Source organism: Rhizobium sp. KNZ14-9A (assembly GCF_056755015.1).
This window is the reverse complement of sequence record NZ_JBPGXB010000002.1, coordinates 1,077,591-1,103,771: the sequence shown is the minus strand read 5'-3', so window position 1 is coordinate 1,103,771 and position 26,181 is coordinate 1,077,591. Positions and strand designations below refer to the sequence as shown.

General features: G+C 60.9%; 28 protein-coding genes and 1 pseudogene. 18 read left to right on the top strand and 11 right to left on the bottom strand.

What is annotated here, in order from left to right:
* The first annotated feature begins 26 nt into the window (after positions 1–26).
* On the top strand, positions 27–836 hold the full coding sequence (locus ACR9ZQ_RS11670) for a transglutaminase-like domain-containing protein (protein WP_310386581.1): 810 nt from the start codon (positions 27–29) through the stop codon (positions 834–836).
* A gap of 15 nt (positions 837–851) precedes the next feature.
* On the opposite strand, the gene ACR9ZQ_RS11665 is transcribed toward ACR9ZQ_RS11670, so the two are convergent.
* The 4 genes from ACR9ZQ_RS11665 to ACR9ZQ_RS11650 all read right to left on the bottom strand — a co-directional run bounded on the left by ACR9ZQ_RS11665 (position 852) and on the right by ACR9ZQ_RS11650 (position 6,699).
* Positions 852–1,502, bottom strand: a complete 651-nt coding sequence (locus tag ACR9ZQ_RS11665) for an HD domain-containing protein (protein ID WP_310386583.1) — start codon at positions 1,500–1,502, stop codon at positions 852–854.
* 102 nt (positions 1,503–1,604) lie between these two features.
* Positions 1,605–4,469 (bottom strand): PAS domain-containing protein, encoded by a 2,865-nt coding sequence (locus ACR9ZQ_RS11660; RefSeq protein WP_481427850.1) that lies wholly within the window; start codon positions 4,467–4,469, stop codon positions 1,605–1,607.
* Positions 4,470–4,854: 385 nt separating this feature from the next.
* The gene (locus ACR9ZQ_RS11655) at positions 4,855–5,892 is read right to left on the bottom strand and encodes an IS110 family RNA-guided transposase (protein WP_481427849.1); all 1,038 of its coding nucleotides are present in this window, start codon (positions 5,890–5,892) and stop codon (positions 4,855–4,857) included.
* Between the two features lie 174 nt (positions 5,893–6,066).
* Positions 6,067–6,699, bottom strand: coding sequence for a CatB-related O-acetyltransferase (locus ACR9ZQ_RS11650; RefSeq protein ID WP_037107667.1), 633 nt, complete (start codon positions 6,697–6,699; stop codon positions 6,067–6,069).
* Positions 6,700–6,891: 192 nt separating this feature from the next.
* Here ACR9ZQ_RS11650 and ACR9ZQ_RS11645 point away from each other — a divergent pair, with 192 nt between their 5' ends.
* The 3 genes and pseudogenes from ACR9ZQ_RS11645 (at position 6,892) to mauJ (ending at position 9,583) form a co-directional block, all read left to right on the top strand.
* Positions 6,892–7,230, top strand: coding sequence for a YciI family protein (locus tag ACR9ZQ_RS11645; protein WP_113325353.1), 339 nt, complete (start codon positions 6,892–6,894; stop codon positions 7,228–7,230).
* A gap of 187 nt (positions 7,231–7,417) precedes the next feature.
* Positions 7,418–7,951: a DUF1269 domain-containing protein gene (locus tag ACR9ZQ_RS11640; protein ID WP_481427848.1), complete on the top strand. Its 534-nt coding sequence runs from the start codon at positions 7,418–7,420 to the stop codon at positions 7,949–7,951.
* A 285-nt stretch (positions 7,952–8,236) separates the two neighbouring features.
* Positions 8,237–9,583, top strand: a pseudogene (mauJ, locus tag ACR9ZQ_RS11635) (methylamine utilization protein MauJ).
* A gap of 34 nt (positions 9,584–9,617) precedes the next feature.
* Here the strand turns inward: mauJ and ACR9ZQ_RS11630 are convergent.
* A complete protein-coding gene (locus ACR9ZQ_RS11630; protein ID WP_481427847.1) occupies positions 9,618–11,399 on the bottom strand; it encodes a PAS domain S-box protein in 1,782 nt (593 codons plus the stop codon).
* 257 nt (positions 11,400–11,656) lie between these two features.
* A complete protein-coding gene (locus ACR9ZQ_RS11625) occupies positions 11,657–12,277 on the bottom strand; it encodes a helix-turn-helix domain-containing protein (protein WP_310386596.1) in 621 nt (206 codons plus the stop codon).
* 271 nt (positions 12,278–12,548) lie between these two features.
* On the opposite strand from ACR9ZQ_RS11625, the gene ACR9ZQ_RS11620 reads away from it, so the two are divergent.
* The 10 genes from ACR9ZQ_RS11620 (at position 12,549) to ACR9ZQ_RS11575 (ending at position 19,855) form a co-directional block, all read left to right on the top strand.
* Complete coding sequence (locus tag ACR9ZQ_RS11620; RefSeq protein WP_310386597.1) at positions 12,549–12,776, top strand: hypothetical protein; 228 nt, start codon at positions 12,549–12,551, stop codon at positions 12,774–12,776.
* Positions 12,769–12,981, top strand: coding sequence for a hypothetical protein (locus ACR9ZQ_RS11615; RefSeq protein WP_310386599.1), 213 nt, complete (start codon positions 12,769–12,771; stop codon positions 12,979–12,981). The genes ACR9ZQ_RS11620 and ACR9ZQ_RS11615 overlap by 8 nt, the downstream gene beginning before the upstream one ends.
* An 83-nt stretch (positions 12,982–13,064) precedes the next feature.
* Positions 13,065–13,493 (top strand): hypothetical protein, encoded by a 429-nt coding sequence (locus tag ACR9ZQ_RS11610; RefSeq protein ID WP_481427846.1) that lies wholly within the window; start codon positions 13,065–13,067, stop codon positions 13,491–13,493.
* A 91-nt stretch (positions 13,494–13,584) separates the two neighbouring features.
* A complete protein-coding gene (locus tag ACR9ZQ_RS11605; RefSeq protein ID WP_481427845.1) occupies positions 13,585–16,104 on the top strand; it encodes a CHC2 zinc finger domain-containing protein in 2,520 nt (839 codons plus the stop codon).
* Positions 16,105–16,480: 376 nt separating this feature from the next.
* Positions 16,481–16,705: a hypothetical protein gene (locus ACR9ZQ_RS11600; RefSeq protein WP_113325344.1), complete on the top strand. Its 225-nt coding sequence runs from the start codon at positions 16,481–16,483 to the stop codon at positions 16,703–16,705.
* 531 nt (positions 16,706–17,236) lie between these two features.
* Positions 17,237–18,034, top strand: a complete 798-nt coding sequence (locus ACR9ZQ_RS11595; RefSeq protein WP_481427844.1) for a glycoside hydrolase family 108 protein — start codon at positions 17,237–17,239, stop codon at positions 18,032–18,034.
* A 151-nt stretch (positions 18,035–18,185) separates the two neighbouring features.
* Positions 18,186–18,527: a hypothetical protein gene (locus tag ACR9ZQ_RS11590; protein WP_310386609.1), complete on the top strand. Its 342-nt coding sequence runs from the start codon at positions 18,186–18,188 to the stop codon at positions 18,525–18,527.
* A gap of 239 nt (positions 18,528–18,766) precedes the next feature.
* Entirely contained in the window at positions 18,767–19,045 is a 279-nt protein-coding gene (locus ACR9ZQ_RS11585) for a hypothetical protein (protein ID WP_025669006.1), read from the top strand.
* Positions 19,046–19,288: 243 nt separating this feature from the next.
* On the top strand, positions 19,289–19,531 hold the full coding sequence (locus tag ACR9ZQ_RS11580) for a hypothetical protein (RefSeq protein WP_310386611.1): 243 nt from the start codon (positions 19,289–19,291) through the stop codon (positions 19,529–19,531).
* A 45-nt stretch (positions 19,532–19,576) separates the two neighbouring features.
* Positions 19,577–19,855, top strand: coding sequence for a hypothetical protein (locus ACR9ZQ_RS11575; RefSeq protein ID WP_481427843.1), 279 nt, complete (start codon positions 19,577–19,579; stop codon positions 19,853–19,855).
* A gap of 224 nt (positions 19,856–20,079) precedes the next feature.
* On the opposite strand, the gene ACR9ZQ_RS11570 is transcribed toward ACR9ZQ_RS11575, so the two are convergent.
* Positions 20,080–20,250: a hypothetical protein gene (locus ACR9ZQ_RS11570; RefSeq protein ID WP_310386614.1), complete on the bottom strand. Its 171-nt coding sequence runs from the start codon at positions 20,248–20,250 to the stop codon at positions 20,080–20,082.
* A gap of 120 nt (positions 20,251–20,370) precedes the next feature.
* Entirely contained in the window at positions 20,371–20,580 is a 210-nt protein-coding gene (locus ACR9ZQ_RS11565) for a cold-shock protein (RefSeq protein WP_007826441.1), read from the bottom strand.
* Between the two features lie 303 nt (positions 20,581–20,883).
* On the opposite strand from ACR9ZQ_RS11565, the gene ACR9ZQ_RS11560 reads away from it, so the two are divergent.
* Positions 20,884–21,228, top strand: a complete 345-nt coding sequence (locus ACR9ZQ_RS11560) for a hypothetical protein (RefSeq protein WP_481427842.1) — start codon at positions 20,884–20,886, stop codon at positions 21,226–21,228.
* Positions 21,229–21,449: 221 nt separating this feature from the next.
* On the opposite strand, the gene ACR9ZQ_RS11555 is transcribed toward ACR9ZQ_RS11560, so the two are convergent.
* Together ACR9ZQ_RS11555 and ACR9ZQ_RS11550 are read right to left on the bottom strand one after the other, a co-directional pair.
* Entirely contained in the window at positions 21,450–21,644 is a 195-nt protein-coding gene (locus tag ACR9ZQ_RS11555; RefSeq protein ID WP_481427841.1) for a hypothetical protein, read from the bottom strand.
* A gap of 427 nt (positions 21,645–22,071) precedes the next feature.
* Positions 22,072–22,275 carry a hypothetical protein gene (locus ACR9ZQ_RS11550; RefSeq protein WP_113325332.1) on the bottom strand — a complete coding sequence of 68 codons (204 nt, stop codon included), beginning with the start codon at positions 22,273–22,275 and terminating at the stop codon, positions 22,072–22,074.
* A gap of 360 nt (positions 22,276–22,635) precedes the next feature.
* Here ACR9ZQ_RS11550 and dusA point away from each other — a divergent pair, with 360 nt between their 5' ends.
* The 3 genes from dusA to ACR9ZQ_RS11535 all read left to right on the top strand — a co-directional run bounded on the left by dusA (position 22,636) and on the right by ACR9ZQ_RS11535 (position 25,489).
* A complete protein-coding gene (gene dusA, locus ACR9ZQ_RS11545; protein ID WP_481427840.1) occupies positions 22,636–23,673 on the top strand; it encodes a tRNA dihydrouridine(20/20a) synthase DusA in 1,038 nt (345 codons plus the stop codon).
* A gap of 149 nt (positions 23,674–23,822) precedes the next feature.
* Positions 23,823–24,341, top strand: coding sequence for a DUF992 domain-containing protein (locus ACR9ZQ_RS11540; protein WP_481427839.1), 519 nt, complete (start codon positions 23,823–23,825; stop codon positions 24,339–24,341).
* 311 nt (positions 24,342–24,652) lie between these two features.
* On the top strand, positions 24,653–25,489 hold the full coding sequence (locus tag ACR9ZQ_RS11535; protein ID WP_481427838.1) for an SDR family NAD(P)-dependent oxidoreductase: 837 nt from the start codon (positions 24,653–24,655) through the stop codon (positions 25,487–25,489).
* A gap of 37 nt (positions 25,490–25,526) precedes the next feature.
* On the opposite strand, the gene ACR9ZQ_RS11530 is transcribed toward ACR9ZQ_RS11535, so the two are convergent.
* A complete protein-coding gene (locus ACR9ZQ_RS11530; RefSeq protein ID WP_481427837.1) occupies positions 25,527–26,066 on the bottom strand; it encodes a Pycsar system effector family protein in 540 nt (179 codons plus the stop codon).
* Positions 26,067–26,181: the final 115 nt, after the last annotated feature.

The window sequence follows — 26,181 nt, the reverse complement described above, 5'->3', positions numbered from 1 at the left end:
AACCCTGTTTCAAAGGACCACAACTCATGAAGATACGTGCAGGCTTCCACATCGGCTATGAATGCGAGCATGAAACGCCCATGCTGCTGGTCCTCAACATCCACCCGTCCCGCCGGGTGGATCTCCTGACGGAACAGGTGCTGAGCTTCGACCGACCGATCGAAGCCTGGGGCTACACCGATACGTTCGGCAATGCCTGCACCCGTATCGTAGCACCTCCGGGCCTGACGACCATTTCCACCGAATTCGAAATCTATGACAGTGGCCTGCCCGATCCTGTTCCCGAAGGTGCGGTCCAGCACAACATCAATGATCTGCCTGATGATGTGCTCGTCTACCTGCTCGGCAGCCGCTATTGCGATACCGACCGTCTCGCCGATTTCGCCTGGAAGACCTTTTTCAAAACACCGCTCGGCTGGCCGCGCGTCCAGGCGATCCTCGATTTCACCCACAAGCGCATCGCCTTCGACTATCAGAAGGCCGACCCGCTGCGCACCGCCTTCGGCGGCTTCACGGATCGCACGGGCGTCTGCCGTGACTTCGCCCATCTCGCCGTCACGCTCTGCCGCTGCATGAACATCCCGGCGCGCTACTGCACCGGCTATCTCGGCGATATCGGCGTCCCCAAAGACCCGAACCCGATGGATTTCAGCGCCTGGTTCGAGGTCTATCTCAGCGGCCGCTGGTACACGGTCGACGCCCGCCATAATGCGCCGCGCATCGGCCGTATCCTGATGGCCACCGGCCGTGACGCCACCGACGTCGCCATGTCGACGGCCTTCGGCCCCGCGATCCTCAAGCGCTTCGAGGTGATTACGGATGAGATGCCGGTTTGAGGTGGCTTGCTCCCCTCACTCCTCAAAAGGCGCCTGCGCAACGAGATCAACCGAGGACGTCGCAACAGCATAACCGGGCACGAGACGTTCGCCGAAATCCCGCACGAAATTGTCATAGGTCGTTTCCGGCCGCGTCCTGGCGATATGGCAGAAACAGCCTGTCATCTTCTTTTTCATGCCGAGCCGGGGAAATTCCGCGACGATCACCTTCATCTCGGCCGCCGGAATGAGGCTGTACTGGAAGCCGACGACATCGAGGCAGATGCCGGTCGTGCAGAGCGCAATCTCGGCCTCCTTGTAGAGACCGATTGATGGCGTCGAGTTCAGCGCGACGGCATCCCAGATCATCTGGGCGCGGCGCCGGTCGAGCCCGGCATCCACGGCAAAGCCGCGCGCCAGATCCGCCGCTTCCACCTCGAACCGGCGCGGCCCCGCAAAGCGCTCGTTGAGGGTGATGTCATGCAACAGCGTGCCGAGTGCGACGACTTCGCCATCGTGCTCGATGCCCCGCAACTGCCCAATCCGGACAGCAAACAGCCAGGACCGCATGACGTGATTGAAGAGATAGGGTTCGCAGTCCGTGCGCGCATATTCCATCGCCCGATCGATGATGGCAGTACTCGGAACCGAGACGCCCGCAAGCATCCGTGTCTCTGTCGTGTTCATGATGCCAAAGCCTTCTTCTGATGCTGGAAGCGATCAGAGGAATAGATCGGCGCGCACCGCCCCGCTATCCAACGAAGGTTTGCCTATGGCGATAGGCACGCCTCACGCGACTGCCACCTCATCCGGCAGCGTGAAGATGAACCTCGTCCCGCGCGGCTCGTTCTGTTCCGCCCACAGCTGACCGCCATGCGCCTCGACGATCGAGCGGCAGATCGCAAGCCCCATGCCCATGCCCTGCTCTTTCGTCGAAAAGAAAGGCTCGAATATCTTGTCGGGAAATTCGATACCCGCGCCTCGGTCGCTGACTTCGATGCGCATCATGCCGTCCGCCCTGTGCACGCTCACTTCAAGCACCCTGTCATCGGCAACATCGGCCATCGCATCCATGCCGTTGCGCATGAGGTTGATGACAACCTGCTGGATCTGCACTCGGTCGAACGCAATGCCGAGCACAACATCCTCGCCGTCGATATCGACGCGGACGCCGCGCCTGATGGCCTCTTCGGCCAGCAGATCGCCCGCCTCGGTGATGACACGGCCGAGTGTGACGCAATCCCTCTTGTCCTCGGCGCGTTTGAACAGGGCGCGCACGCGCGTGACGACATCGCTTGCCGAATGCGCGCTGATGATGATGCGCTCCAGCGTTTTCTGCGCCCGCTCGATATTCGGCGGTTCCGCCATCAGCCAGCGCCGGCAGGCGTCTGAAGAACTCATCACCGCCGAGAGCGGCTGATTGACCTCATGCGCGATAGAGGCCGAGAGCTCCGCGAGGCTGGCCGCTTGGCTCGCCCGCGCCAGGCTCTCCTGCGCCGAAAGCAGCTTTTCCTGCGCCCGCACCTCGCCGTCGATATCGAGGCAGACGACGTTCCACTGCACGATGGCGCCTTCGGCATCGCGCATCGGTGCTGCGCGCGTTTCCACCCAGCGATATTCGCCATCGAAACGTCTGAGGCGATGCCTGCGGGCATAGGGCTCGCCCGTTGCCAGCGAATGGGCATATTTCTCCTTCACCCCGGCCAGATCATCGGGATGGATGCCGGCATCCAGCGTGCCGGCAAGCCGGGATTTGCCAGTCCCGTCCAGCTGTTCGAGATCGTAGCCGAGAAATTCGCGCAGCCGCTGGCTGCGGAAGACCGGCTCTCCATCAGGGTCGGCGCAGTCGATCATTGCCGGCAGGGTTTCCACCAGCTGCCGCAGGAAGCGCTCGCTCTCGCGCAAGGCTTCCTGGGTGGTGACGAGGTCGTGGATGTCGGAGCTGACGCCGTACCATCGCAGGATGACCCCGGCCTCGTCCCTCAGCGGTTCCGCCCGCGTCTCGGTCCAGCGATAGCCACCATCGGCGCGGGCCTGACGGTATCGCACGAAATAGGATTCCCCGGTGGTGAAGGAATGCAGTATCGCCCGGCGCGCCGCCTCCCGGTCATCTGCATGGATGACGCTGAGCGAGGGCAGTCCGTCAGGCCCGATCATCTCTTCCAGGGTGGCACCCGTCACCTCGGTGAAAGGCTTGTTGACATAGATCGGCCGTCCCTCCGCCGTCGCGCTCCAGATCAGAGCCGGCACGGTATCGATGAGCTGTTGCAGCTGTCGCTCGCGTTCGCGAAGTGCTGCCTCCGTGCGCTTGTAGGCGTCGATATCGACAGTCACGCCATACCATCCGGTGATGCGCCCCTGCCCGTCGCGTGTCGGCCGCGCGGCCGCCCGGTGCCAGACATAGGCGCCATTGGCGCGCAGAACCCGGTATTCGAAATTCCAGTGCTCGCCGGTCCGCAGCGCATGGCGCAGCGTCTCGCCTGCCTCTTCGCTGTCATCGGGATGCACGCCGCGCTGCCAGCCCTGCCGTCCGCCCTCGATGAAGGGCTTGTCGTCGAGAAGCAGGTTCAGGTCTTCGAGCACCATGGCGATCGAAGTCTGCGCCGTCGGCGTCGCATAGGTGAACTGCCCTGATGCATCCATTGCCCAGGCGCCGCCATAGAGGTTCTCGATGGCAAGTGCGGCGCGCACCGCTTCGCCGGTCTCGCCAAGAGAACTCGCCGTCGTCCACCGCTCGTCCTGCCGCGCGACCGCCGGATCGACATCGACACTGGTGCCGTATTTCGGCTCCACTCGAAACTCCACCCACCGGTAGCTGCCGTCGGGCTGAAGCTTCCGGTAGCTGCTGACCTGGGGAATGCCATGGAAGAAAGCCCGCGCACGCGCCTGCTCCACCGTCGCCCTGTCATGCGGATGAACCTCCGCCATATCGGCCGGAGAACCACCAGCCGCCATCCCGCCGGCAAGGGGCGCGCTCTCGGCATCGATGACGGTGCCGTACCATCCGGTGATGACGCCATTGCCGTCGCGCAGCGGCTGTCCCGTGCTCCGCGTCCAGCCGTAGCCGCCCGTCGGGCGCAGCATGCGGCTATCCACGCTGTAATGCTCGCCCGTCTGCAGGCAGCGCCGCCACAGGGCCGCGGCAACCTCATAATCGTCAGGGTGGATCGCCCGCTTCCAGCCGAATTCCTTGTCGTCGTCAGGTGCATTGAAGTCTTCAAGGCCGAGACCGAGAGAGGCAAGCACACTGGGGGTCACGTAGAGGAAAGCGCCCGAGGCATCAGTGGCCCAGGCAACGCCGGTGAGCCGCTCGACCGATTTGGCCGCCCGCACGGCATCGGCATCGGCCGTTTCAGGCGCGTTGACCGAAACGAGCGGGCCGAGAGACAACGAAAGCGCAAAGAAAGCCGCCCATGACAAAGCAGGTTCGCGCATTCCGGCATCGAGCAGCGCCGCCAGCAGCGCGCCGAGCATGGCCACCGCCAGAGCGGCATAAATGAGCCTCGCAGCACCGCCGCGCGCACAAAGAAAAGCAGCGGCAACGGGACCGAGCAGGCCGAAAGGCGTCATCGTCAGCCAGGACACGGCTATGCCGACGAGGCAGGCGACGACGGCAAGTGCCAGGCGCCGGCGGGAGAGATCCGGCATCAGCATGCGCGCATCCCGCCATCGGGCGCGGGTTGAAAACGATTGGCGACGTGGCCGCTATCGGCCATTGGCGTCCGGCCGCATGAAAGCATGGTTCGACCTGATCCCATATGTGGACGGCCCCCAACTCGCAAGATATTTCGAGATAATCTGATCGTATCGCTTGCGTCCATATGTCCGGCCTGTTGTTGCGTTCGCACATGAACGCTGGCCAAGATGGTTTCCGCAACACAGGTCCCAAGCATCAAGACGGCCTCTAGCTGCCAATGGGATCACCGGGGTATCCTGTGTTCCGGATCGATCGATCACACCATCTGCTCCTTATCCTGCAAGTGTTGACCTCGACAAAGGAGTAAGGATCACGGCCTCTTCGGTTCTTGCTCGCCGATCATCATGCCGCGCAGCCCTGTGGAGCAGACGCCGGTCTTGCGCTGTATGTCTCGCCGGAGACCATCAGCTTCCAGGCCATACGCGCCATCTTGTTGGCGAGTGCTACTGCTGCCACTTTAGGTGGCTTGCGCTTAAGCAATGCCGTAAGCCACCGAGAGGCATTACCAGATCGCCGTGCATGCTGAATGACAGCGGTTGCTCCAACCACCAAGGCTGCCCGCAGCGCTTCATCGCCGGCCCGCGTGATGCAACCAAGACGCAGCTTGCCGCCGGTCGAGTGATCCTTTGGCGTTAACCCTATCCAAGCTGCGAACTGGCGGCCAGATTTGAAGAGCTCTGGAGCAGGTGTCTTCATTATCAAAAGAGCCGAACTGATCGGGCCAATACCGGGAATGGTGTTGAGACGTATGCTGCGTTCGTCGTTACGCTGCCATGCCTTTAACTTCGCCTCCACGTCAGCAATGTTCTTTTCAAGTTGAGCGTATTCCTCGGCCTGGCTCATGAACAATTCCTGCGCGAGCTCTGGCACAGTTTTCTCAGCTTGCACCCTTTCGAGCAGCATCGGAATATGTGCCAGCCCCTTGGCTGCGGAGACACCAAACTCATTGGCGTAACCCCGTATAGCGTTGGCGAGTTGGGTGCGGTTGGCTATCAGGCGGGTACGGACGCTGATCAGCATGAGTGCCGCTTGTTCATCAACTGTCTTAACCGGAACGAACCGCATCGTTGGGCGGCTCATCGCCTCGCAGAGCCCTTCGGCATCGGCAGCGTCATTCTTGTTCCGCTTGACGTAGGGCTTGGCGAGTTGTGGCGCGATCATTTTTACCTCATGTCCAAATGAGGTGAGTAAGCGCGCCCAATGATGCGAACCACCACAGGCCTCGATCGCGACCAAAGTTGGCGGGCAGGTCGTGAAGAAGTCGATCATCTCCTTACGTCGCATTTTCTTACGCAAGACCGGTTTCTCTCCGGCATTCACGCCATGCAACTGAAAGACATGCTTTGACGTATCCATGCCAATACGAATAATCTTGTCCATGGGCGGCCCCTTCGATTGAGATCTTAACAGCTCATTCTGGCACATTTCGATGCCGTTCAGGGGCCGTCCACTCCAACATCATGTCAGAAGATTGCAACATTCCGTCTGTGTCGAGGATAATCTCGCCGAGGACAATTGGAAGGGCGCAGGCGGTCGCAGGCATCGCCTGTCCGTTCAGGCCCGCTTCAGCGCCGCGAGATCGCCGCTCTCCAGCGCCGGCAGATTGGCTTCGATCTTGTCGATCGGCCAGTCCCACCAGGCAAGGTCGAGGATCTCGCTGATGACCTCGACAGGATAGCGCATGCGGATGATATGTGCCGGATTGCCGCCGACCACAGCATAGGGCGGCACATCGCGGGTGACGACCGAGGCGGCGGCGACAATCGCGCCCGCGCCGATCGTGACACCCGGCATGATGACGGCGTCGTGGCCGATCCAGACATCGTGCTCGACCACCGTATCCTTCACCGGCAGATCCTTGTAACCGAAGGTCTCCGGCTTGAAGATGCGGAAGGGATAGGTGGTGATGCCGCCCATCGGATGATTGGCCGAACTGGTGATGAAATAGCTGCCGCGGGCAATCTGCACGAACTTGCCGATCACCAGCCGCTCCCGGCAACCCCGCCCCAGATAGGGCGCGAGGATCTCGGCCGTCTCCTCCAGCTTTCCGTAATGCGTGAAATAGCTGTAATCGCCGATCTCCATACGCGGATGATCGATGACATTCTTCAGGTACATCGTCGTCTTCGAAACCCTGCCATCGGGATGGGTGACGGGAAAGGCTGAATTCGCATCGAGAAGCGGCATGAAAAGACCTTTGCGCAGGGTTTGGCGGCAGCGAGCACGGCCGCCGGGCGGAATCCGGAAGCAGCACCCCCTATAGCCGATCCGCCCGCAGGATCCAAAACCTCTCGAACGACCTGTCGAATTCCGCTCCGCCCATTCGTCTGTAGAATGAAGCCAGGCCAGCCGGCCAGCCTGACATCAAAGGAGAAGCAGATGCCCCAATATCTCGTCGCCATCCACCTCCCCGACGATTACGCCCCTTGCAAGGAAGACGATGCGACGATGCGCGATATCGACGTGTTGAACGAAGAGATGGTGGCCGCCGGCGTCAGGCTCTTCGTCGGCGGCCTCAACCCGGTCAGCAAGGCAATGTCGGTGCGGGCACAGCCCGACGGCAAGCTGCTCGTCACCGACGGGCCATACCTCGAAACCAAGGAACATATCGGCGGCTTCTGGGTGCTGGAAGCGGCCGATATGGACGAGGCGCTCGCCTGGGGCCGCAAGGCGGCAATCGCCTGCCGCGCGCCGGTCGAGGTGCGCGGCTTCAACTGACGCCCGCCGGCGATCCCCTTCATCGCCCTCTCACATGCGAGTGGTAGAGCAATTCCAGCAAAAGTGTGCAGCGGTTTTGCGCCCGGAATTGCCTAAGCAAAAAGCCCTAGCAAATGCCGGCCGCCTTATGGACAGAGCGCCGCCGGCGCCTATCTGCCGCATCTGTGGTCCAACAGGAGGGAAAGCCATGTCAGAACTCGTGGTGCTTGGTTTCGATACCGCCGACAAGGCGGATGCCGTGCTCAACCGGCTCGTCCAGCTTGAGAAGGAATATCTCGTCGATCTCGAGGATGCCGTCATCGCCGTGCGCGACCCCGCCGGCAAGGTGCGCCTCAAGCAGGGCGTCAATCTCACGGCCGCCGGTGCTGCAAGCGGCGGCCTCTCCGGCGCGCTCTGGGGTTCGCTCGTCGGCCTGCTCTTCCTCAATCCGCTGGCCGGCATGGTCCTCGGCGGCGCCTTCGGCGCAGGCTCCGGCGCGCTTGCGGGCTCGATGACCGATTACGGCATCGACGACGACCTCATCAAGAAACTCGCCGACACCATCCCGGTCAACAGCTCCGCCCTCTTCCTGCTGCTGCGCAAGGTGCAGCCCGAAAAGGTGCTGGCCGAATTCAAGGGCGAACACGCCACCATCCTGCGCTCCTCGCTCTCGCCGGAGCAGGAAGAGCAGCTACGCAAGGCGCTGGCGTCGGAGCCTGCGGTCGCGACGCCTGCGGCCTGAGCAGGATCGGATCGAGCGAGGATGTCGGGCGCAACCGCCGTGCCCGACATTGTTATCGATCAATGCAGCTAGGCACTGGTCGCAGCCCGCTAATCCGACAGTGGGAAGGATTACATCTAACGACGCCTAGTCGAGGGATCGACGCCTCTCCCATGCAGGAACCCACAACCTTGCGGAGAATCGATTATTTACTCACACTAAAGCAAAGAAGGTATCAGAGCACAACGCGATGGGTGGCCACGGGTTGCAGCAGCAGTCTTTTGCGCCAACCGTATAAGGGCTACAATGTTCGAAAAGGCCGGCATTCCCAAGGTGCAGAATTTATACAATGGCCCCCTCGGCGTAAGGGGTAACTGGATTGTAGCCTGTGTTCGTTCGCAAATGGCTTGGCCATGCGTAACAACGGAAGTGGCCTTCCGTCAGCGCACCATCTTGCTCATACCGTGGGCCGAAGCTGGAGGGGATGCCGGGGTAATGTATCCGGCCGCCGCAGTTTGTTTAGGCCCTGGCGAAGATGCAGACGTTGGGCAGTTGTTGATCAGCCATTTCCTCAGCTCGTTGGCTTGGGCACACGGGCAGTCTATCGAGATCGAACAGTGGAGCGGAGGGAACATCCCGAGATCCATGGGCGGGTTCAATGGACCGTATATTGCCGCCCGCGACTTCCTGCATCCTTATGTACCTGATCCCGCCGATGCCAAGGCCCGTCTGGCACTCGGATTTTATCGTGAGGGGCTCGGTTTAAACAATCCTGCCTACGCATGTCTAAGCTTCTTCAAAATCCTCAACATCTTTATGCAACATGGCGGGGATCAAGTGGCTTGGATCGACGAAACCATCCATAAAATCAAAGATAACCGTAGAGCTAAGACTTAAATCTCATTCCTCCAAAACGCGGGCGAAAAGCTGGGCGCATACCTGTACGGGTCCAACCGCTGCGCTGTGGCCCACGCCTTCAGCAACACCGCGAATCCTGAAAATCCGGCTGACATGCGACGTATGCGGCAAGATTTGCCCGTCGCACAGGCGTTAGCGGAGTACGCGATCGAGCACCATTTCGGCGTCAAGAGCAGCCAAACAATTTGGGAAGAACATCTTTACGAACTGGAAGGTTTCAAAACGATTTTTGGTGAAAACGCTGTCGCTACCATAAAGACAGACGGCTCACTTCCGCGGGCTCTTTGGCCGTCACTCCCGAGGCTTACAGTAACTTTGGCGGGCAGCGAAGGGTTCGCGACACTCAGCAAACTTCGCGCAGAAATAGTGGCGACTGCCGATGGCTGCACCGACGTTCAGTGCACCTCGGATGACAATCTCACAGCGATGATGCTGCGGTTAAATTTCACAGAGGAGCGACTACAGATCGACGTTACCCACGGGCTAATGGCAGCCGACGATGGATCAGAAAGGGCGGCGAGAGGCTGCGCAATAATTATGCGCTTTATCCGAGACTACATACTCAACGGTGTTCTTGAGGTGTGGAATTGGGATCGGCAAAAATTGCTTGGAAGATGCGATGCCTTTATTCCGATGAATATCGATCTCGGCGCCACCAAACGATCCTATGACGAGCTCATTCGCAACTACGAAACTGAAGCTGAACAGCGCTCAACGTCAGCCAACAATGATTGAACTGAGGTTATTCGAAACCTGCAAAAAAGATCCCTCACCGCCTAACCTTAATCACCTCCCCCAACGGCGCCTCCAACAGAAACTCAAACCCCGCCGCCTCATAACTCAGCTCCGCCTTCCCCTGAAACGAAGCCGGCAGCAACCGCCCTATCATCCGCGTCCCGAACCCCTCGCGTTTGGGCGCACTGATCTCCGGCCCGCCGCTCTCCCGCCATTCCAGCGTGAACTGCCCTTCGCCGCCGGCATCCTTCTTCACGCCCCACGTCAGCTCCACCAACCCCGTCTCAAGGCTCAGCGCCCCGTATTTCAAGCTGTTCGTCGCAAGCTCGTGCAGCGTCAGCGTCAGCATCAGGGCCTGTTGTGGCGCAAGGTCGAGATCGGGGCCGGAGATGCGGATGCGCTCGCTGAAATCGCCGACAGAGATCAGCCCGGCCTGGGCGAGGCTGTGCAGGCTCGCATCCGCCCAGGCGGTCTCCGTCAGGATATCGGTCGCGCGCCCGAGCGAGACGAGGCGCGAGCTGTAGGTCTCGGCAGCTTCCGCGAGATTGTCGGCCTGGCGAAAGGTCTGGTTGGCGATCGATTGCACGAGGCTCAGAACATTCTTCAGCCGGTGGCCGAGCTCGTGGTTCAGCATCTGCTGGCGCTGGCGGGCGTGCACCCGCTCGGTCACGTCGGCGGCCATGCCGAACCATTCGGCAATCTCGCCCCTGGCATCGAAGACCGGAATGGCGCGCGAGAAGGTCCAGCCCACTTCGCCATCGGCCCGGCGCACGCGGTGTTCCAGCTCGAAGGGCCGCCGCTCGCGGATGGCGTGGGCAATCGCCATGCGGATCTGGGGCAGATCCTCGGGAAAAAGATGATCGTCCATCCAGCGCACCGTCGGCCCCTCGACATCGGAGAGGGAGCCGCGGCCATCGAGCTGGCGCATCTCCTGCCAGTCCGGGCTCATGCGGAAGACGACATCGGAGCTGGCATTGACGAGCGCGCGTGAACGCTCCTCGCTGCGCCGAAGCGCCTCCTCCGCCCGCTTGCGCTTGGTGATATCCTGCATCACGGCAAGCACCCGCGGTGGTTTCTCGCTGATGCGCGAGACGAACATTTCCAGCACCATCTCCTGCGGCTCGGATTCCCGCACGAAGCGGACGGGCTCGCCCGTCGTCAGCACCCGGTCGTAATCGTCGTACCAGTCCTCCACCTCGTCGGGGAAGAATTCGCGGATCGTGCGGCCGCTGAGATCGGCGATGCCGAACATCGCCTGCATCGCCTTGTTCATGGCGATATAGCGATAGTCGCGCAGCCCATCGGCGCCGACAGGCAGCCGCTCGATGATGCAGGCGCCCTCGTCGATGGAATCGAACAGCGCTCGATATTGCACCTCGCTTTCGCGCAGCGCCGCTTCCGCCTGCTTCTTGTCCCTGATATCGCGGAAGATGATGGCGACCTGCCGCTCTTCGACCACGCCGATGCGGAAAGCATGGACCTCGTACCAGCGCCCGCCGAGCGCATCGGCCTGATGCGCAAAACGAACGGGCTCGCCCGTCAGCGCAACCTGGCCGTAAATGTCGAACCACAATTCCTCGTGATCGGGCGCAAGCTCCCGCATCGTCCGTCCGTCGGCCTGGATCAGCCCCGTCTGCCGCTCGAAGGCAGGGTTGGTGAGCAGGAAACGATAGTCCCGCACGCCGCCCTCGTCATCGAACAGCACCTTTATGGTGCAGAAACCGTCATCGATGGAATCGAAGAGAGCCCGGTAGGGATGTTCACTATCACGCTCCGCCATTCCCGCCCGAACGGAGCCATTTGACTCAATGTCCATCCAACCCGCCTTCAACGCCGCTCCTATCCCCATCAGCCGCCAGAAAATGGCTGAACCCAGATGCATCGATAGCTGATCGCCTGAGGCTGATGACCGGCCATTCTGCACCATAAATTAGCGCTGGGCGGATTATTTCCAAGGGAGGTCATTGAGCGCGGAATGCGTCAGCGGCAGTTCAGAGGAAGCATGGCCGAGACGACATCGCTGTAAGCGAGACATGCACCTCCAGCGGCGGGGGCCGTCCACCATCATGCCCCCTACGGTATCATCACCAGCACCGGCGTCGCCGTCGTGAGCACCGCCTCCCCGATCCCGCCATCAGGCGAAACCACCCTCGCCTCGCCGGTCTTGCGGGCGCGGTCGAGCTTGGCGAGGATCTGCTTGCCGCCGGAAAGGCAGCAGATCGAAAGCGCGCCGATCGCGCCGGGCTCGATGCCATCGGTCGGCGCAAAGAGCAGCACGGCATCGTCCCAGATCGACAGCGCGCCGGTGGAGGCCCGCACCTGGGCAGCGATGATCCGCCGGTTGCGGCCGGCGCCGATCGAGAGCTGCGCCTTGTCGAGCACGGCCTGCGGCAGCGGCTGCGGCTCGGGAAGCGAACGGACTTCGCCATCCTCGCCGATCACGGCCGAGAGCAGGATCTTCGGCCCCAGCCCCTCGCCTTCACGCGTGATTCCCGCATGGTGCATGACCTCGGTCACGGATACGCCGAGGAAGGACGCGATCTCGGCGGCCTCCTCCATCGTCATCTTGCGTTTGCCCGAGAAGGTGCGGGAGACGGCGGAGGCATCCTTGCCGAGATGACGGGCGAGCGCGCGCAGCGATTGCCCCCTGTCATCAAGCTGGTTGTGAAACCAGTTGCCATCGATCTCAGCCATCAGCGTCCCCATGCACATATGCAGCGTTGCTTATTTGTTGCAAAAAACGCAACGAGGCGCAAGCAACTGCACCGGGCTTTTTACCGTCAACCTTTGACATGGTTGATCTGCTCAAGTTGCAACACGACCCGCCTTTCCGCCGAAAAACGTTCGTTCAAAGGCAGGGACGCAAAAGATAGGTATTTTTTCCTATTTGAGATTGACGTTGCGATTTCGACAACATAATCTCAACTCCAACAACAAGAGCCGCATGACAGGAGGGAAGATCAGCATGGCAAAGGCCCCGACGCCCTGGCAGAAGGTTGCCGCCAAATTGGCGCTGACGCCGAGCGAGCTCGCAGCCGAGCTCAAGCGCCACCGCTCCAAGATTTCGCGGGCGTTGCGCGATGAGCGCGGCCTCATCAACGGTCGCGACCAGCTGATGCTTCTGCAGGCGGCAAGACGCCATGGTGTTTCGCTCACCCTCTCCGATCTGATGCCGGAGGAGGAGGATGCGTAAAGAGCCGCTTTCCATGCTGGCGCAATCGGAGCTGATCGATGCGCTGATCGGGCGCTGCGTCATGCATGGCGGGGCGGCCGCCGGCGAGGCGTTGCTGCTCATCGATGACGAAGCGGTCGACGACCTCGTGCATCTCGCCAACCGGCTGCGCCGCCTTGCCCTCTTCGAAGACCGCATCCGCGCGATGGTGATGGCCCAGCCGTAGGCATCCGAAATCAGTTCGCAACGTCACGACATCGCGGCCCGCCCGGTGAGGCGGCTCGCACTAGAAAACCAGTGAGGATGAACATGCAGACCATCACGACACGACCGGCCGGGAAAGCCGCCACCCCGCCTGCCGCTACCCCTCAGACGGCTGGCCCGCTCACCATCACCAAGCCGCTGCTCTGCCCCTGCTGCAAGCAGCCGGTCACCATTCCCGCCCCCGAGATCGTCATCGATCACTATGGCATCACGCCGATGGAAGGGCGCATCTTCGAGGCGGTCTGGAAGGGCAAGGGCCTGCCCGTCATCACCGAGCGCATCTTCACCGCCATGTATATCGACGATCCCGATGGCGGCCCCTCGCCGGACAGGATGTACCTCGCCTTCAAGGTGGCCCTTTGCCACCTGCGCCAGAAGCTCGAAGGCTCCGGCATCGGCATTGCCAATGTCGGCTATCGCCGCGGCTACCGGCTGGTGCTGGAAGGCAAATTCCCGAGCACTGCCTCCCGTTAATCCCCGAAAACGCACGAAATGACCATGGCCGTCGCCCGTTCTGCACCGGCCATGTTGCGATACTGACAACACCCATTGCAAGAGCCGCAACATGCCTGCAGATCTCGAACGGCTTCGCCGCGATGTGTCGCTGTCCGAGACAGCAGCGCGCTATGGCTGCAGGCTGCAGAGGAACGGGCATGAGCATGTCGCCTGCTGCCCCTTCCACGCCGAGGAGACGCCCTCCTTCACCATCTTCAGGGGGCAGGATGGCATTGAGCGCTTCCATTGTTTCGGCTGTGGCGCCGGCGGCGATGTCCTGGATTTCGTGCGGCAGATCAAGGGCGTCGATCTCGCGGAAGCCATTCGGATCCTCGATGGCGTCAGCCATATCAGGCCGAACATCACGCCACGCGCACCGCAGATGGGCGACCCCTACGAGGGCATCACGCCCCTTCCGCCTCCATCCGAGCCTGTCAGATCAGGCGCCCGCATCCGCCTCTACAATCCCAAGCGCAAGGGCGACCGCTCCGAATGGGGCTCATTTTCTCCCTCCATGGTCTTTCCCTATCGGCAGGCCGATGGCGCGCTGATCGGCTATGTGCTGCGGCATGACCTGCCCGATGGGGCCAAGGAAACGCCGATGGTCATGTTCGCCCGTCTGCCCGACGGAAAAGAGACCTGGTGCCGCTACCCCTTTCCCAAGCCGCGCCCGCTCTATGGGCTGGATAATCTCGGCAAGACGAAGCAGGTCATCGTCGTCGAGGGCGAGAAATGCCGCGACCGGCTGGCACAGAAATCCGGCCGCACCGTACTTTCCTGGGCCGGTGGCACGCAGGGCGTCAAACACACAGACTGGTCGCCGCTCGGAGGCCGCGATGTGGTGATCTGGCCGGATTTCGATGCGCCCGGCCTTTCGACGGCAGACGAGATCGCCGCCATTCTCTCCGCCCTAGGCGCGCGCGTCCGGCTGGCAGGTTTTACCGATGCTGGAGCCGCCTCTGATCTCAGGTATTTCACCTATTCCGACTGGCAGGCGGGTCACCTTCCCTGCCGCGGCTGGGATAGTGCCGATGCCGTCGATGCCGGTTGGACGCGCCTTGAGCTCGATGCCTTCATGCGCGCCACCATCCGCCGCCATGCGCCGGCCCCGGCCGAGCCGCCGACATCGGCAGAAGAGCAGGACCAGCACGTACCGAAAGCGCCGCCGCCGGGCGCCGATGGCATAGACAGCATGCCGGAATGGTTTCCGAGCCAGCCTTTCGGCTCGGAAGTCTGGCTGGCGCGCATCTTCAACGAGCATCTGGCAAAGGCCTGCGGCGGACGGATCGTCCGTGCCGATGGCAAATTCTGGGCCTATGGCCCCTCCGCCTGGCGCCCCATTCCCGAACAGAAGATCCGCCTTGCCATGCATGCCTTCGATGCTATTGGCATAGGCCCGAAGGAAAAGCCGCTGAAGCTCGGCAGGCACATGATTGACGGCATCGTCAACGAGTTCGGCACGCGCACTGCCGAGGCCGGCTTTTTCGGCAATCCCGCCATCGGCGTCAACGCACTGAACTGCACCATCACGCTGGATGAGACCGGCAAGGTGATCTGCCGCGCCCATGACCCGGATGACCGCTTCCGCTTCACGATCGCCGCGGACTATAACCTGTACACCGAAAGCCATCCGCCCGAGGGCTCGCTGCTGCACAAGCTGCTCTACGGCGCCTTTCAGGGTGACCCTGATGCCGCCGACAAGATCAGCCTCGTAGCCGAAATGCTGGGTGCTGCCGCCTTCGGCCTTGCCACCCGCATCCGCCAGCCGAAGGCCTTCATCCTGCTCGGCGAGACCGCCAGCAACGGCAAATCCACCATCGCCGCGCTCTTCCGCGCGCTGCTGCCTGAAGGCGCCGTCTCCTCCATCTCGCCCGCCTTCTTCAATGATGAGAAGCGCATCATCAATCTCGCCGGCAAGGCGGCGAACGTCGCCGACGAGCTGAGTGCGGCGGCCATTTCAGGCGAGGAATTCAAGGCGGCCGTGACCGGCAACCCGATCGAGGGCCGCAGCCTCTACAAGGATGTCCAGAGCTTCATTCCCCGCGCGCTGCACTGCTTCACCACCAACACCCTGCCGCGCTTCAATGGCGGTATCGACCGGGGGCTCCGCCGCCGCCTCGTCGTCATCCAGTTCAACCGCAGCATTCCCGAGCATGAGGTCATCCCCGATATTGCCGAGCGCATCGCAAGGGAAGAATTGGAACTGCTGCTCGGTTTCGCCGTGTCAGGCGGCCAACGGCTGAAGCGCAACGGCGGCTACACCATGCCCGAAAGCTCGAAGGAAGCGCTGAACGCCTGGCTGCTGCTCGACCCGCTCAACGAATGGTTCGATATCCGTGTCGAGCCGGCGCAGACCGAGCCCGCCGGCGGCTGGCTGCGCACCGCAAAACTCTTCGAGGATTTCCGCAAATGGGCGATCGACCAGGGCTACCGCGAAAGCTTCCTGCCGCCCGTCAACACCTTCTCCCAGCGCCTGAAATCCATGCCCGATGTGCGCCTGGTGCGGTTTGCGACCGGCACGGTGGCGCATGGCGTGATATTGAAGGAAAGCACGCTGATGGGATCGACCAGTTACGCCGACGTCTTCTGAGGCGAGGAGCGGCCGGATTTTCGATCAACGGCCATAACAGTCTCGCGTAAAAATTGACTCGCCTTCCGCTAGGAGATGTGACCATGTGCATAGGTGGTCGGCTCTTCTATCCAGCCCGCGAAGCTGTGCTTTCTGAAGCCCGCCCACCCCCTACGGCAGGCTCGTTCCGAACCGCGAGCGCCCGGTACCCAACCGAGAACCACATCACGTGGTGGGCTTTGCCGTCAGTGTCGCGCTTGCTGAGCCTCGGCCGCTGTTTTTTGGCTGATCGCCTGCAGTCCGCTCTTGCCGCGGCGTCAGCGTCAAAGCCGGCAAGAAGACATGGCCAATGAGAAGATATGGCCAATAAGAAGATATGGAATGGAAGAGAAATAGCATGTCACGCCAGGATCTCGACCGCATATTGTTTGACCGCATCTGGGATCTCGGCGCCCAGGCGGTGAAGGATGATCACGTGTCGGCGCTCGCCTATGTGACCGTCACCAAGCCGACCCTGGAAGAATATCAGGAAAGTCACGGCCCCCTGCAGGCCGATCTCATAAAGGTCATCCAGCTCGGCATCCTGAAGCTTCGCGAAAGAGGCGAATTGCAGGAGCCGTAAGGCCTGTAGCTTCGAGGCTCGGCTGTTGCTGAGCGAAACGCTGCACTTTTCCGCCCCCGGTCGCAAAAGGCAACGGTGATCGTCTGTCGACCGTCATGGAAGAACTTGCCTGCCTTGCACAGGCTTTCCCGGCGCGACATTCCAGTCCTGCGAACCGTCCCATAGCCCTATTTGATTAGGCTTTTTTTTGGAACGATCTTTCAGGCTCGTGGTTCTGCTACAGGCCCTCAAAAGCCGGCCGCCGCGCCCCACTCTGTTCTCCTGTAACGGAGGCGGCGGTCACTCGTCCGTGGGGAAATCAGGGCACTCGCCGACGTTTCGATCCGAAACCCGCCTGCAGAAAATCCCGGGAGCGCTCCGGTTAAACCCGGCTGTCATCCTCTCTCAAATGGCGATGGGAGCCATCCCGATCGCCCCGGAGAGAGTGCGTGAGTAAGCCTGATTGCCAGGCGTCCCCCAGATATCGTCATGCAACAGGCACAACTGTTGCCATCAGAAACTTGTCGCGATCCACCCAAAAAGGAACGCGGCATGACCAGCGCGAATTTCCCGGACTGCCTCTCGATCACCCTGCACTCCGAAGGCGGCCTCTCCATAGAACGCACCGATCCCGGCAACTGGACCGGCGGCAAGATCGGCCAGGGCACGCTGAAAGGCACCAAATACGGCATCTCGGCCGCCGCCTTCCCCAATCTCGACATCCGCAACCTGACGCTCAATGACGTCAAACTCATCTACAAGGCCAAATACTGGGACAAGATCGGCGGCGACACCCTGCCCCCAGGCTTCGACCTCGCCACCTTCGACTACGCCGTCAACTCCGGCCCCGCCCGCGCGCTGCGCGACGCCCAAACGGTGATCGGCGCTCCAGCGGACGGCAAATTCGGCCCCATCACCCGCGCCAAGGCCGCAACCGCCGGCACCAAGGAAATCAAGGCCCTCTGCGCCCGACGACTGAGCTTCATGCAAAGCCTCGCTATCTGGAAAACCTACGGCAAGGGCTGGTCCGCGCGCGTGGCGAAGATCGAGGCGAAGGCCGTGGCGATGTATCTCCGCGGGCAGCCGGGCGTGGATGTGAAGGCAGCGCTGGCGGATGAGGCAAGCAAGGCGGAGAAGACGGCCGTTACGCTGCGGAAGGCGGGTGCCGCGATTGCGGTGTCGGCGTCAGGTGGTGCGGGAACTGGCGCGGCGCTGCCCGCGGAGCCGAATTTGCTGGTGCTTGGTGGGGTGATGTTGGCTGGGCTGGTCGTGGCGGGTGTGCTGGTTGTGAAGGCGGTGCGGGCGAAGGAGCGTGCGAGAGCCTATCAACAAACGGCAGAGGCACCATGAACTGCTGAAAAACTGCCGGCTGCCTCGCCGACAGCTCGACCGACTTCAAACCAGTGATAGAAAAAACACGGAAGCAATCAAAGTATATTTCCCGCGTAACGAGAATCAAAATAAGGATACGGCGCTTGTGGCACTATATTAAGGGATAATCATGCGCGCCTATATTGCAATGACACTGATCGCCACCGGATTGCTCACCGGCTGCGTGCCGACCGAGAAGCAATATGATGCAGCCGTCAGAGTGTTGCGAGGCAGCGAGCGTGAGAGAAACGGGCTTTTGGACGAGTGCATAAGGCGCCTCGGCTTTTCCGACAAGAAGGCCCGCCATAACGCCGCTGTCGTGATGAGCGTGGCAGAAAAGGACGCTCCGAAAGTTGCCTGCAGCCGATACACGAAAGCGATCGTTTCCGGCAGCATAACCTATCAGGATACGCTCGACATCAAAAATGGCCGCTACACCCCGAAGCTGATCAAGATCTTCCAGGGCCGATAGGCTGACCGCCTGTCACCCCTGCCCTTCACGCCTCCTATTCTGACGACAAAGCGGGCGTGATTGCCGGCGTCAACAATTCCGGCAAAACTGCGCAGCGGTTTTGCGTCAGGAACTGCGTAAAACAAAGAGATAGAACATCTTCATGATTCGAATAAAAACGGAAATGCTCTAGATTACCCTAATGGCCTGTTCGGCGACCGCGTCGCCATCTGGATGCGCCACCTTTCGAAGGAGAGCGCATGAAAAAACCGAAGCGTATTGAAGAGATGAGTACGGAGGAGCGCGCCGATACGCTGCGGCGGCTGAGCCAGACGCTGCATTTTTCGGCGATCGTCGCCAGGCAGGCAGGCGACATGCTCTGCAAGCCGCTGGAGGAACTGGCCGACAGGCTGCTGCGCGATGGTGCTGCAATATCGACCGATCGCTCCGAGGTCGCCATTGATGTCATTGCCGAAGCCATGAACCTGCTCGGGCGCTTTGAGCTGAGCCATTCGGGCAACAAGTCGACATTGCATTGACCCCGAGGTCGCTTGCGATCCTCCAGTCGACCCCGATCGCCCGAGGTCGCTTGCTTTCCCCCAACAGTCGACCTGAGGGAAGCGCCGAGCCGCATCCGGAGGGGGTGCGGCGGCCCTTGTAAAAGCCCGCCGAAAGCCTAGTTTGGATAGGATAAAGTTTGTCCTAGCGCGCGTCGGCGCCGAGCCAAATCCCCTCTCTCGACAAGCCCGTTGCGGGCCTGTCCACCGGCGTTAGGAAACCCCATGGCCGCCACCAAAGAGCGCTTTTTCAAACAACAGGGCCGCCCGCCCGCCCGCAAGGCCGAGGAACCGCCTCACGCGGCCTATGCAATCATGGCGACCGAAGCGCGCCAGCGCGATGCAAAGACGGCGAAGCTGCGCGCCTTGCGGCTGGAGCGTGAGGCAAGCAGCCTTCAGGAAGTGGGCGAGCCTGTCGCAGCAAAACCCAAACCCAAGCCTGCCGTCCGCCGCTCGCGGTATCAGTAAGCCGGTGTCATCTCCCATGACCCCGCAAGCACGGCTTTTACGGCCATGACCACCCAGCCTCCGATAAACGATATGTCGCTCGAAGAACGCCTGGAGACCCTCAAGCTTCTGAGCGACGCGCTGCAATTCTCAGCCGTGATTGCCCGCCAGCAGGGCGACGAGGCGTACAAGGCCATGGATTGTCTGGCCGAGCGCCTGCGCGCCGATGCGCAGATACTGGCGCATGATCCTTCGCCGACGACCAACGCTGTCGTCATGGAGGCGATCACGCTCCTTGGCAATTTCCAGATGGCCCATCCGGCTCGCAACAACAGCAAGCATTGAGCCGCTGCTGTCGGCGGGGATGGACTGGCCTGCGGTTGACGCGCCGGTCGACCGGCTGCAAAGCCGGTGTCCTTTAATCTTGATAGTCCGAATTTTTGGATATTGAGGCGCGGCCGCGGATTTTTTATGAGAAGCTGTAGACCCAGTGCGGCGGCAATAAAAAAGCGCTCAGCCACCTCGTATGGCTGAGCGCTTTTTTTGACCTGGCGGGTGGCCCGCCGGGCTTATCTTCCGCGCTGTGGCTTGCGGCTTTTATCGTTCTTGTCTTTGGCTGACGACGTCTTGGCGTCCAGCGCCTGACCGAAATTCGTGCCTCCAAGGTGCCCGCCGCCGCTGGTGTTGGCCAGCTGGCGCTCGGCACGTCGAAGCAGCTGTGCTGCGTCTGTCTTGCTCATTGTTCTCTCCCGGAAAGTTGCTCGCAAATAAAAAGGCCGGGGCTGGCCCGACCTTTCCAGGGTTCGCAAGTCCGCAGTGCCAGTACATCCGTGGTCAAAGCGGGGGTGCGAGCCGATTGTTTATTCAGAGGCGAGGTTCTGCGCGGCGTTCTTGCCGCTGCGGGGGTCCTGCACCAGATCGAAGCTCACGGACTGGCCTTCACGCAGGAAGGACATGCCGGACTGTTCGACAGCAGAAATATGAACGAACACGTCAGGCGAGCCATCCTTAGGCGAGATGAAGCCGAAGCCCTTTGCCGTGTTAAAAAACTTTACAATACCTGTATTCATAACGATTTTCCTTTCAATCGCATAGAATTACTGCGCCCGCTGGATGCGGGCCGTAAATGGTCGAGCTTGAGAGGAAAGATTAGCCAATGCGCCTTTGCGCAAAAACGAAGCTAACGAAGCAAATTCGATTTTGAAGAGATAGGCTATGTTTGTGTTCATAACAAGGTTACATTTATTTTTATTTGGTTTTCGCCCGTTGCCGCGCTAGTAAAACAGGCGCATGTTGGCTGGTCAGCAGCCATCTTTCCGGGCGCTGTTGGTTAAGGGCATCCACACCCTGGCCCCGACCGAAAGGAGGACGCGATGTCTTCCTCCATCCATCAGACCTTTCTCGACGGCGACGATATCAACCTGCTTTCACGCGTGCTCAAAAGCGCCGGATATGATGAAACCGCAGCGCCGGAACTGTTCGCACAGGCTGCCAGCAAGGCACTTGCTCTCTTCAGACGCGGCATGCGCCGCGAAGACGCATTGCTGACAGCGATAAGGATCATGCAGGACAGGCAGCAAATCCTGCGGCAAACCGGGAATACCGAATTTGAAAGCCGTTTCGCCATTCAGGGCCTGCCGCCGTCCAGCATCGTCATCGATGAGGCAGGAGCCGGCATCATCATTGATGCGACCGGAGAAAGCGTTGCACGCAAATAACCGGCATCTGCATCCGGTAGGAACCGCGCAACTCATGGCGGCGGCCGATACCGAATGCGCGGTATCGGCATCGTTTGATAGCCGTCCTTGCCCAACCGCTTTTATATTCAGCATGGCCGGGCGACCGGACCAGCGACGCCTATTCCTTAGATGCGATAATAATCCTCGCCCAGTCGCCCCTCTGAGCCTCGCGCAGGCATCCGCAAGGACGGCCCGATAACTCAGCTATTCAGCTTCAGCGCCAGCTGCTGCCCGCCAAACACCTTCAGCACATGCTTGTTGATCGGCCGCATCGCCTCGATGCGGCGTTGTTCTTCCCGCCGGCGCGCTTCGTGGCGCTCGCGGTCTGCGCGCAGCTGCGCGGCAAAGGCCATGGCCTTGTCTGCTGCTCCTGAATAACTCGGGCTTGTTGCCATCGAACTCTCCATCAGAACATAGATGAGAACGTTTATTTGTTCTCATTTTGTTCTCATTTTCAGAGAAGTCAAGACTATCGTTTCAGGTCAGTACAAAAGATGGGATTCCGGCGCGGGAAGAGCGATGCCGGCAAAAAGACAGGAAAGCGCCAAGTCTTTGACGCAGAAAACTATTCTCTCGTCTGGAGCCAGACCATGGCGAAAGACATGAGGCCGCAAAGGGTGGCGATCAGAAGCAGGTTGTCCATCGAAATCCTCCTATATATGGCGAAAACGCGGCAGAAGGGTTTTGGTTCAATTGCCTCTCTAATTCAGGCGATCTTCTCGCCCCTGTTCTCGTTTCGCCTTCCCTTTCTCTCTCAGGCTTTCCAATAAAAAAGCCCGCAGCATTCCTGCTCGGACCTCTCTCTGTTCCGCTAATGCCTGTCTATGCCGGCCTGATCACGGTCATGATGACAATATTTCCAGCTTCGTCTCGGGCGCTGTCTGTCATCGCAATAACCTTGCCGCCAAATTCCGCCTCGGCCTCAGCGAACGCCTCCCGCACCAGGCGAAGCGTTTCCAGATAGGCGCTGTTGTCTCGCCTGGGCATTGCAAGCAATGCCTTGATCCCTGCGCTATCGTCCGTCATGAGGCTGATGCACTCCTTCGCTGCGGCTGCGTGGCGACCATCGATCCGCTTTGCAAGGTCGGTTGGATGGATGCGTCTGCGGCCTTCTGGCTTTGCTCGATCCTGAGATCAGAATATCAGCATCGTCCTCCGTTGCCTTCCCGGAAAACGGCACCTGGGTCAAGTGCGGGAGACAGCCTTCAGGAGGATGACAACCGCCCCCCACACCCCATCTCGCTTTATCGCCACGCCTCATGTATAAGCCCTCGTCCCATTGCCGCCCCTGCCCCGGCGTTTCGCCAACGAGGGCTTGCAGCATCGGGCCTCTGCCACGACATGAGGCCACGGGACCCACGACCGGACGAAAGAAGACTTGAGATCATGACCACGGCAAAGACGGCTGTTTCAGAAGCAAACCAGCGCTATTTCAAGGCGCCGGTCTTCGCCGTTGCGCCCATGATCGACTGGACCGATCGTCACTGCCGCTATTTCCACCGCCAGATCAGCCGCAACGCCCTGCTCTATACGGAAATGGTCGTCGCCGACGCCATCATCCATGGCCCGCGCGAGCGCCTGCTCTCCTTTGATGGCACCGAACATCCAGTCGCCCTGCAGCTCGGTGGCTCCGATCCGGCAAAGCTCACTGAGGCCGTGCGCATTGCCGAGCCCTATGGTTATGACGAGATCAATCTCAATGTCGGCTGCCCGTCGGATCGTGTCCAGTCCGGCACCTTCGGCGCCTGCCTGATGCTGACGCCCGAAACGGTTGCCGAATGCATCGCCGCCATGAAGAAGGTCGCCAAGGTCCCGGTCACCGTCAAATGCCGCATCGGCGTCGACGAGCAGGAGCCGGAAGAGGCCCTGCCCACGCTGATGACCCGCGTGCTCGATGCCGGCGCCGACGCGATCTGGATCCATGCCCGCAAGGCCTGGCTGAAGGGCCTGAGCCCCAAGGAAAACCGCGAGATCCCGCCGCTCGACTACGACATCGTCTACCGCATGAAGGCCCGCTTCCCCGATGTCTTCATCGGCATTAATGGCGGCATCCACACGCTGGATGAGGCGCAGGCCCACCTCGCCCATGTCGATGGCGTCATGCTCGGCCGCGCCGCCTACCAGAATGCCGCCATCCTTTCCGAGGTCGATCAGCGCTTCTACGGCGCCCCGGCAATTGAGCCGGACTGGAATGATCTGCGCGACCGCATGATGGCCTATGCCGAGCGCCATATCGCGTCGGGCGGCCGCCTGCAGCATATAGCCCGCCACATGGTCGGCCTCTTCACCGGCCTGCCCGGCGCCCGCCGCTACCGCCAGATCCTGTCGACCGATGCCGCAAAGCCGAATGCCGGCCCGGAAGTGATCGCCGCAGCCTTTGCCGCGGTCGATTTTTCCGGCTCGACGGAAGCCGTCAGCGCCTGAGCGGCATCAGGCATCGATCCGAACCATTAGAGCAACCATTTGCCGACAGATCGGGCTTGCAGCCCGGTCCGTTTCCTTTCGACGTTTGAACGATGTGGGAGTGAACGCGTTTATCACGGTCCCCCAAAAGAGTATGGAAGGAAACACTCATGAAGAATCTCCTCATCCTGGCAGCTGCCGCTTCCCTCGGTTTCGTACCCGTGGCCGAGGCCGCGAGCCAGCACAAGCAACCGAAACATGCCGCCCAGCAGGTCGTAAATGAGCCGAGGCAACGTCTCGGCACCCTTTCCTGCGAAGTCGCCGGCGGCGTCGGCATGATCGTCGGCTCGAGCAAGGCGATCGACTGCAGCTTCAAGCAGAACACCGGCAAGGTGGAGCACTATACAGGCACGATCGGCAAGCTCGGTCTCGATGTCGGTGTCACCGGCAAATCCTATCTCAGCTGGATCGTCGTCAACACCGCGCCCACGCGCGTCGGCGATGGCGCTCTCGCAGGCACCTATGTCGGCGCATCGGCCAGCGCGTCCGTTGGCGTCGGCCTCGGGGCAAATGCCCTGGTGGGCGGAAATTCGAAGAATTTCGCATTGCAGCCGCTTAGCGGCGAAACCGGAACCGGCGTAAATCTGGCCGCAGGCGTCTCTCGCCTCCAGCTGAAGGCAACACGCTAGACCGGACAGGCGGCGGCCAACCGGTCGCCGCCGCTTGCCGCGAAGTCGCTCGCGTGCCATGTGCGAGAAACGATTGGCGTTTTCCCGCTATCGGCTGAGCGTGTCGGCATGGTGCTGGCCTTTTGATGAAGCAGGCCGAAATAACGGCAATGGCAGTCCATCCAGTCGATCATTGGCAGAACAGCTGCTGCCCCCTGGTCTTCACAATGGCCCGGTGGCACCGTATCTTACGCTGCCCCCAGATATACCGCAGCCCAAATGCGCGCTGACTACTCGCGCCTGAAAACAGCCATCGTATGGGAGGCTCGCCAGTGAAAGATGTCATCGCGTTGGTAACGGGCGCAAGCCGCGGTGTCGGCCGCGGGACTGCGCTTGCCCTGCTCGCCGAGGGAGCCACTGTGCATGTGACCGGCAGGACGCGTTCCGAGGCGAGCCTTGAAGGCATACGCGCGGGATCGCTGGAAGGGCTCGAGCTCGAGGCTGCGGACCTGCCCGGGCGTGTTGTTATTCATCAGTGCGACCACAGCAAGGACACTGAGACCGAGCGCGTGGCCGAAGAGATCAGGGCCGGCAACAGGCTGGATATTCTGGTGAACAATGCATGGCCCGGCTATGAAAACATGGTTGAGGATGGCGATTTTACTTGGCCCCGCGCCTTCTGGGAGCAGCCCCTCTGGCGGTGGGACGCGATGATGGGCACCGCGCTGAGGGCGGCCTTCCTGATGTCGCGTGCAGTGGCACCTCTCATGATCTCGGCGCAGCGCGGCCTGATCGTCAATATCTCATTCTGGGCAGGGCAATTCTACGATGGCAACGCGATCTATGGGATGGCCAAGGCCGCTGCCGACAAGATGGCTGCAGACTTCGCGCATGATCTGCGCCCGCACCATGTCGCCGCTGTCGCCCTCTATCCCGGCCTGGTGCGCACCGAAGCCGTCATGCAGAACGCCGAATATTTCGACCTGTCCAATTCCGAGTCACCGCAATTCATCGGCCACGTCATATCAGGACTTTGGCGAGACCCGGCGCTGGTGTCGAAATCCGGAAAAATCCTGGTCGCGGCCGAGCTCGGCCAGGAATACGATATCGCCGACATCAACGGCTATAAGCCTGTTCCCCTCACCGCGGCGGACTTTGCCAAAAGCTGAAGTCATGCCGGCAGCGACGGCAAACCGGACCTTGGACTCAGGCTGCCACCAGCAACAACACATAAGCCACGACCGTCACCATCAGCCCCCGAAAGGCAATCGTCACGAACCGGTATTTGCTGCGGGCGATGTGCGAGAGAATGTCGGCATTTTCCACATACTGGTCGAAGAGATAGCGCTCGTCGCGCCGGATCGCCGCCTCGAAGAAGGCGTCGCGATGTCTGGGCCATGCACCCCAGAACATCGATGTGGATTTGTCGAGCCGCCGCGGCAGCACCACGAGAATGGCCGACAGAATCGAAAAGACCGAGGCTGCGGCCAAGAGCCCGGAAAAGAGAATGGCCTGCGGGGTGCCCTGCGCATAGCGCGCCCAGGTGAAGACTGCCCTTACTTCGACGGAGCTCACAAGAAAGGCGAGCATGAAAGTAAAGATATAAGCGGCCTTCTGATCCGATATTTTGATCTGATCATAGAATATGTCGTTGATTTTCTTGATATGGTCGAAATATTCCGAGCCAATATCTTCTGTCGACGGAGAGCTGGAGGGCAGCTCCGCAAAATTTTCAAACTCGCTCAAAGGAAATCCCACCCCGCAATAGTGTTTCCCTAATAATACACTTGCTTACGAAAGCAAGAACACGTGTGCAGCCAGCTTGACTTTTACACCGCGCTTGGCCAAAGGGGGAAAAGGT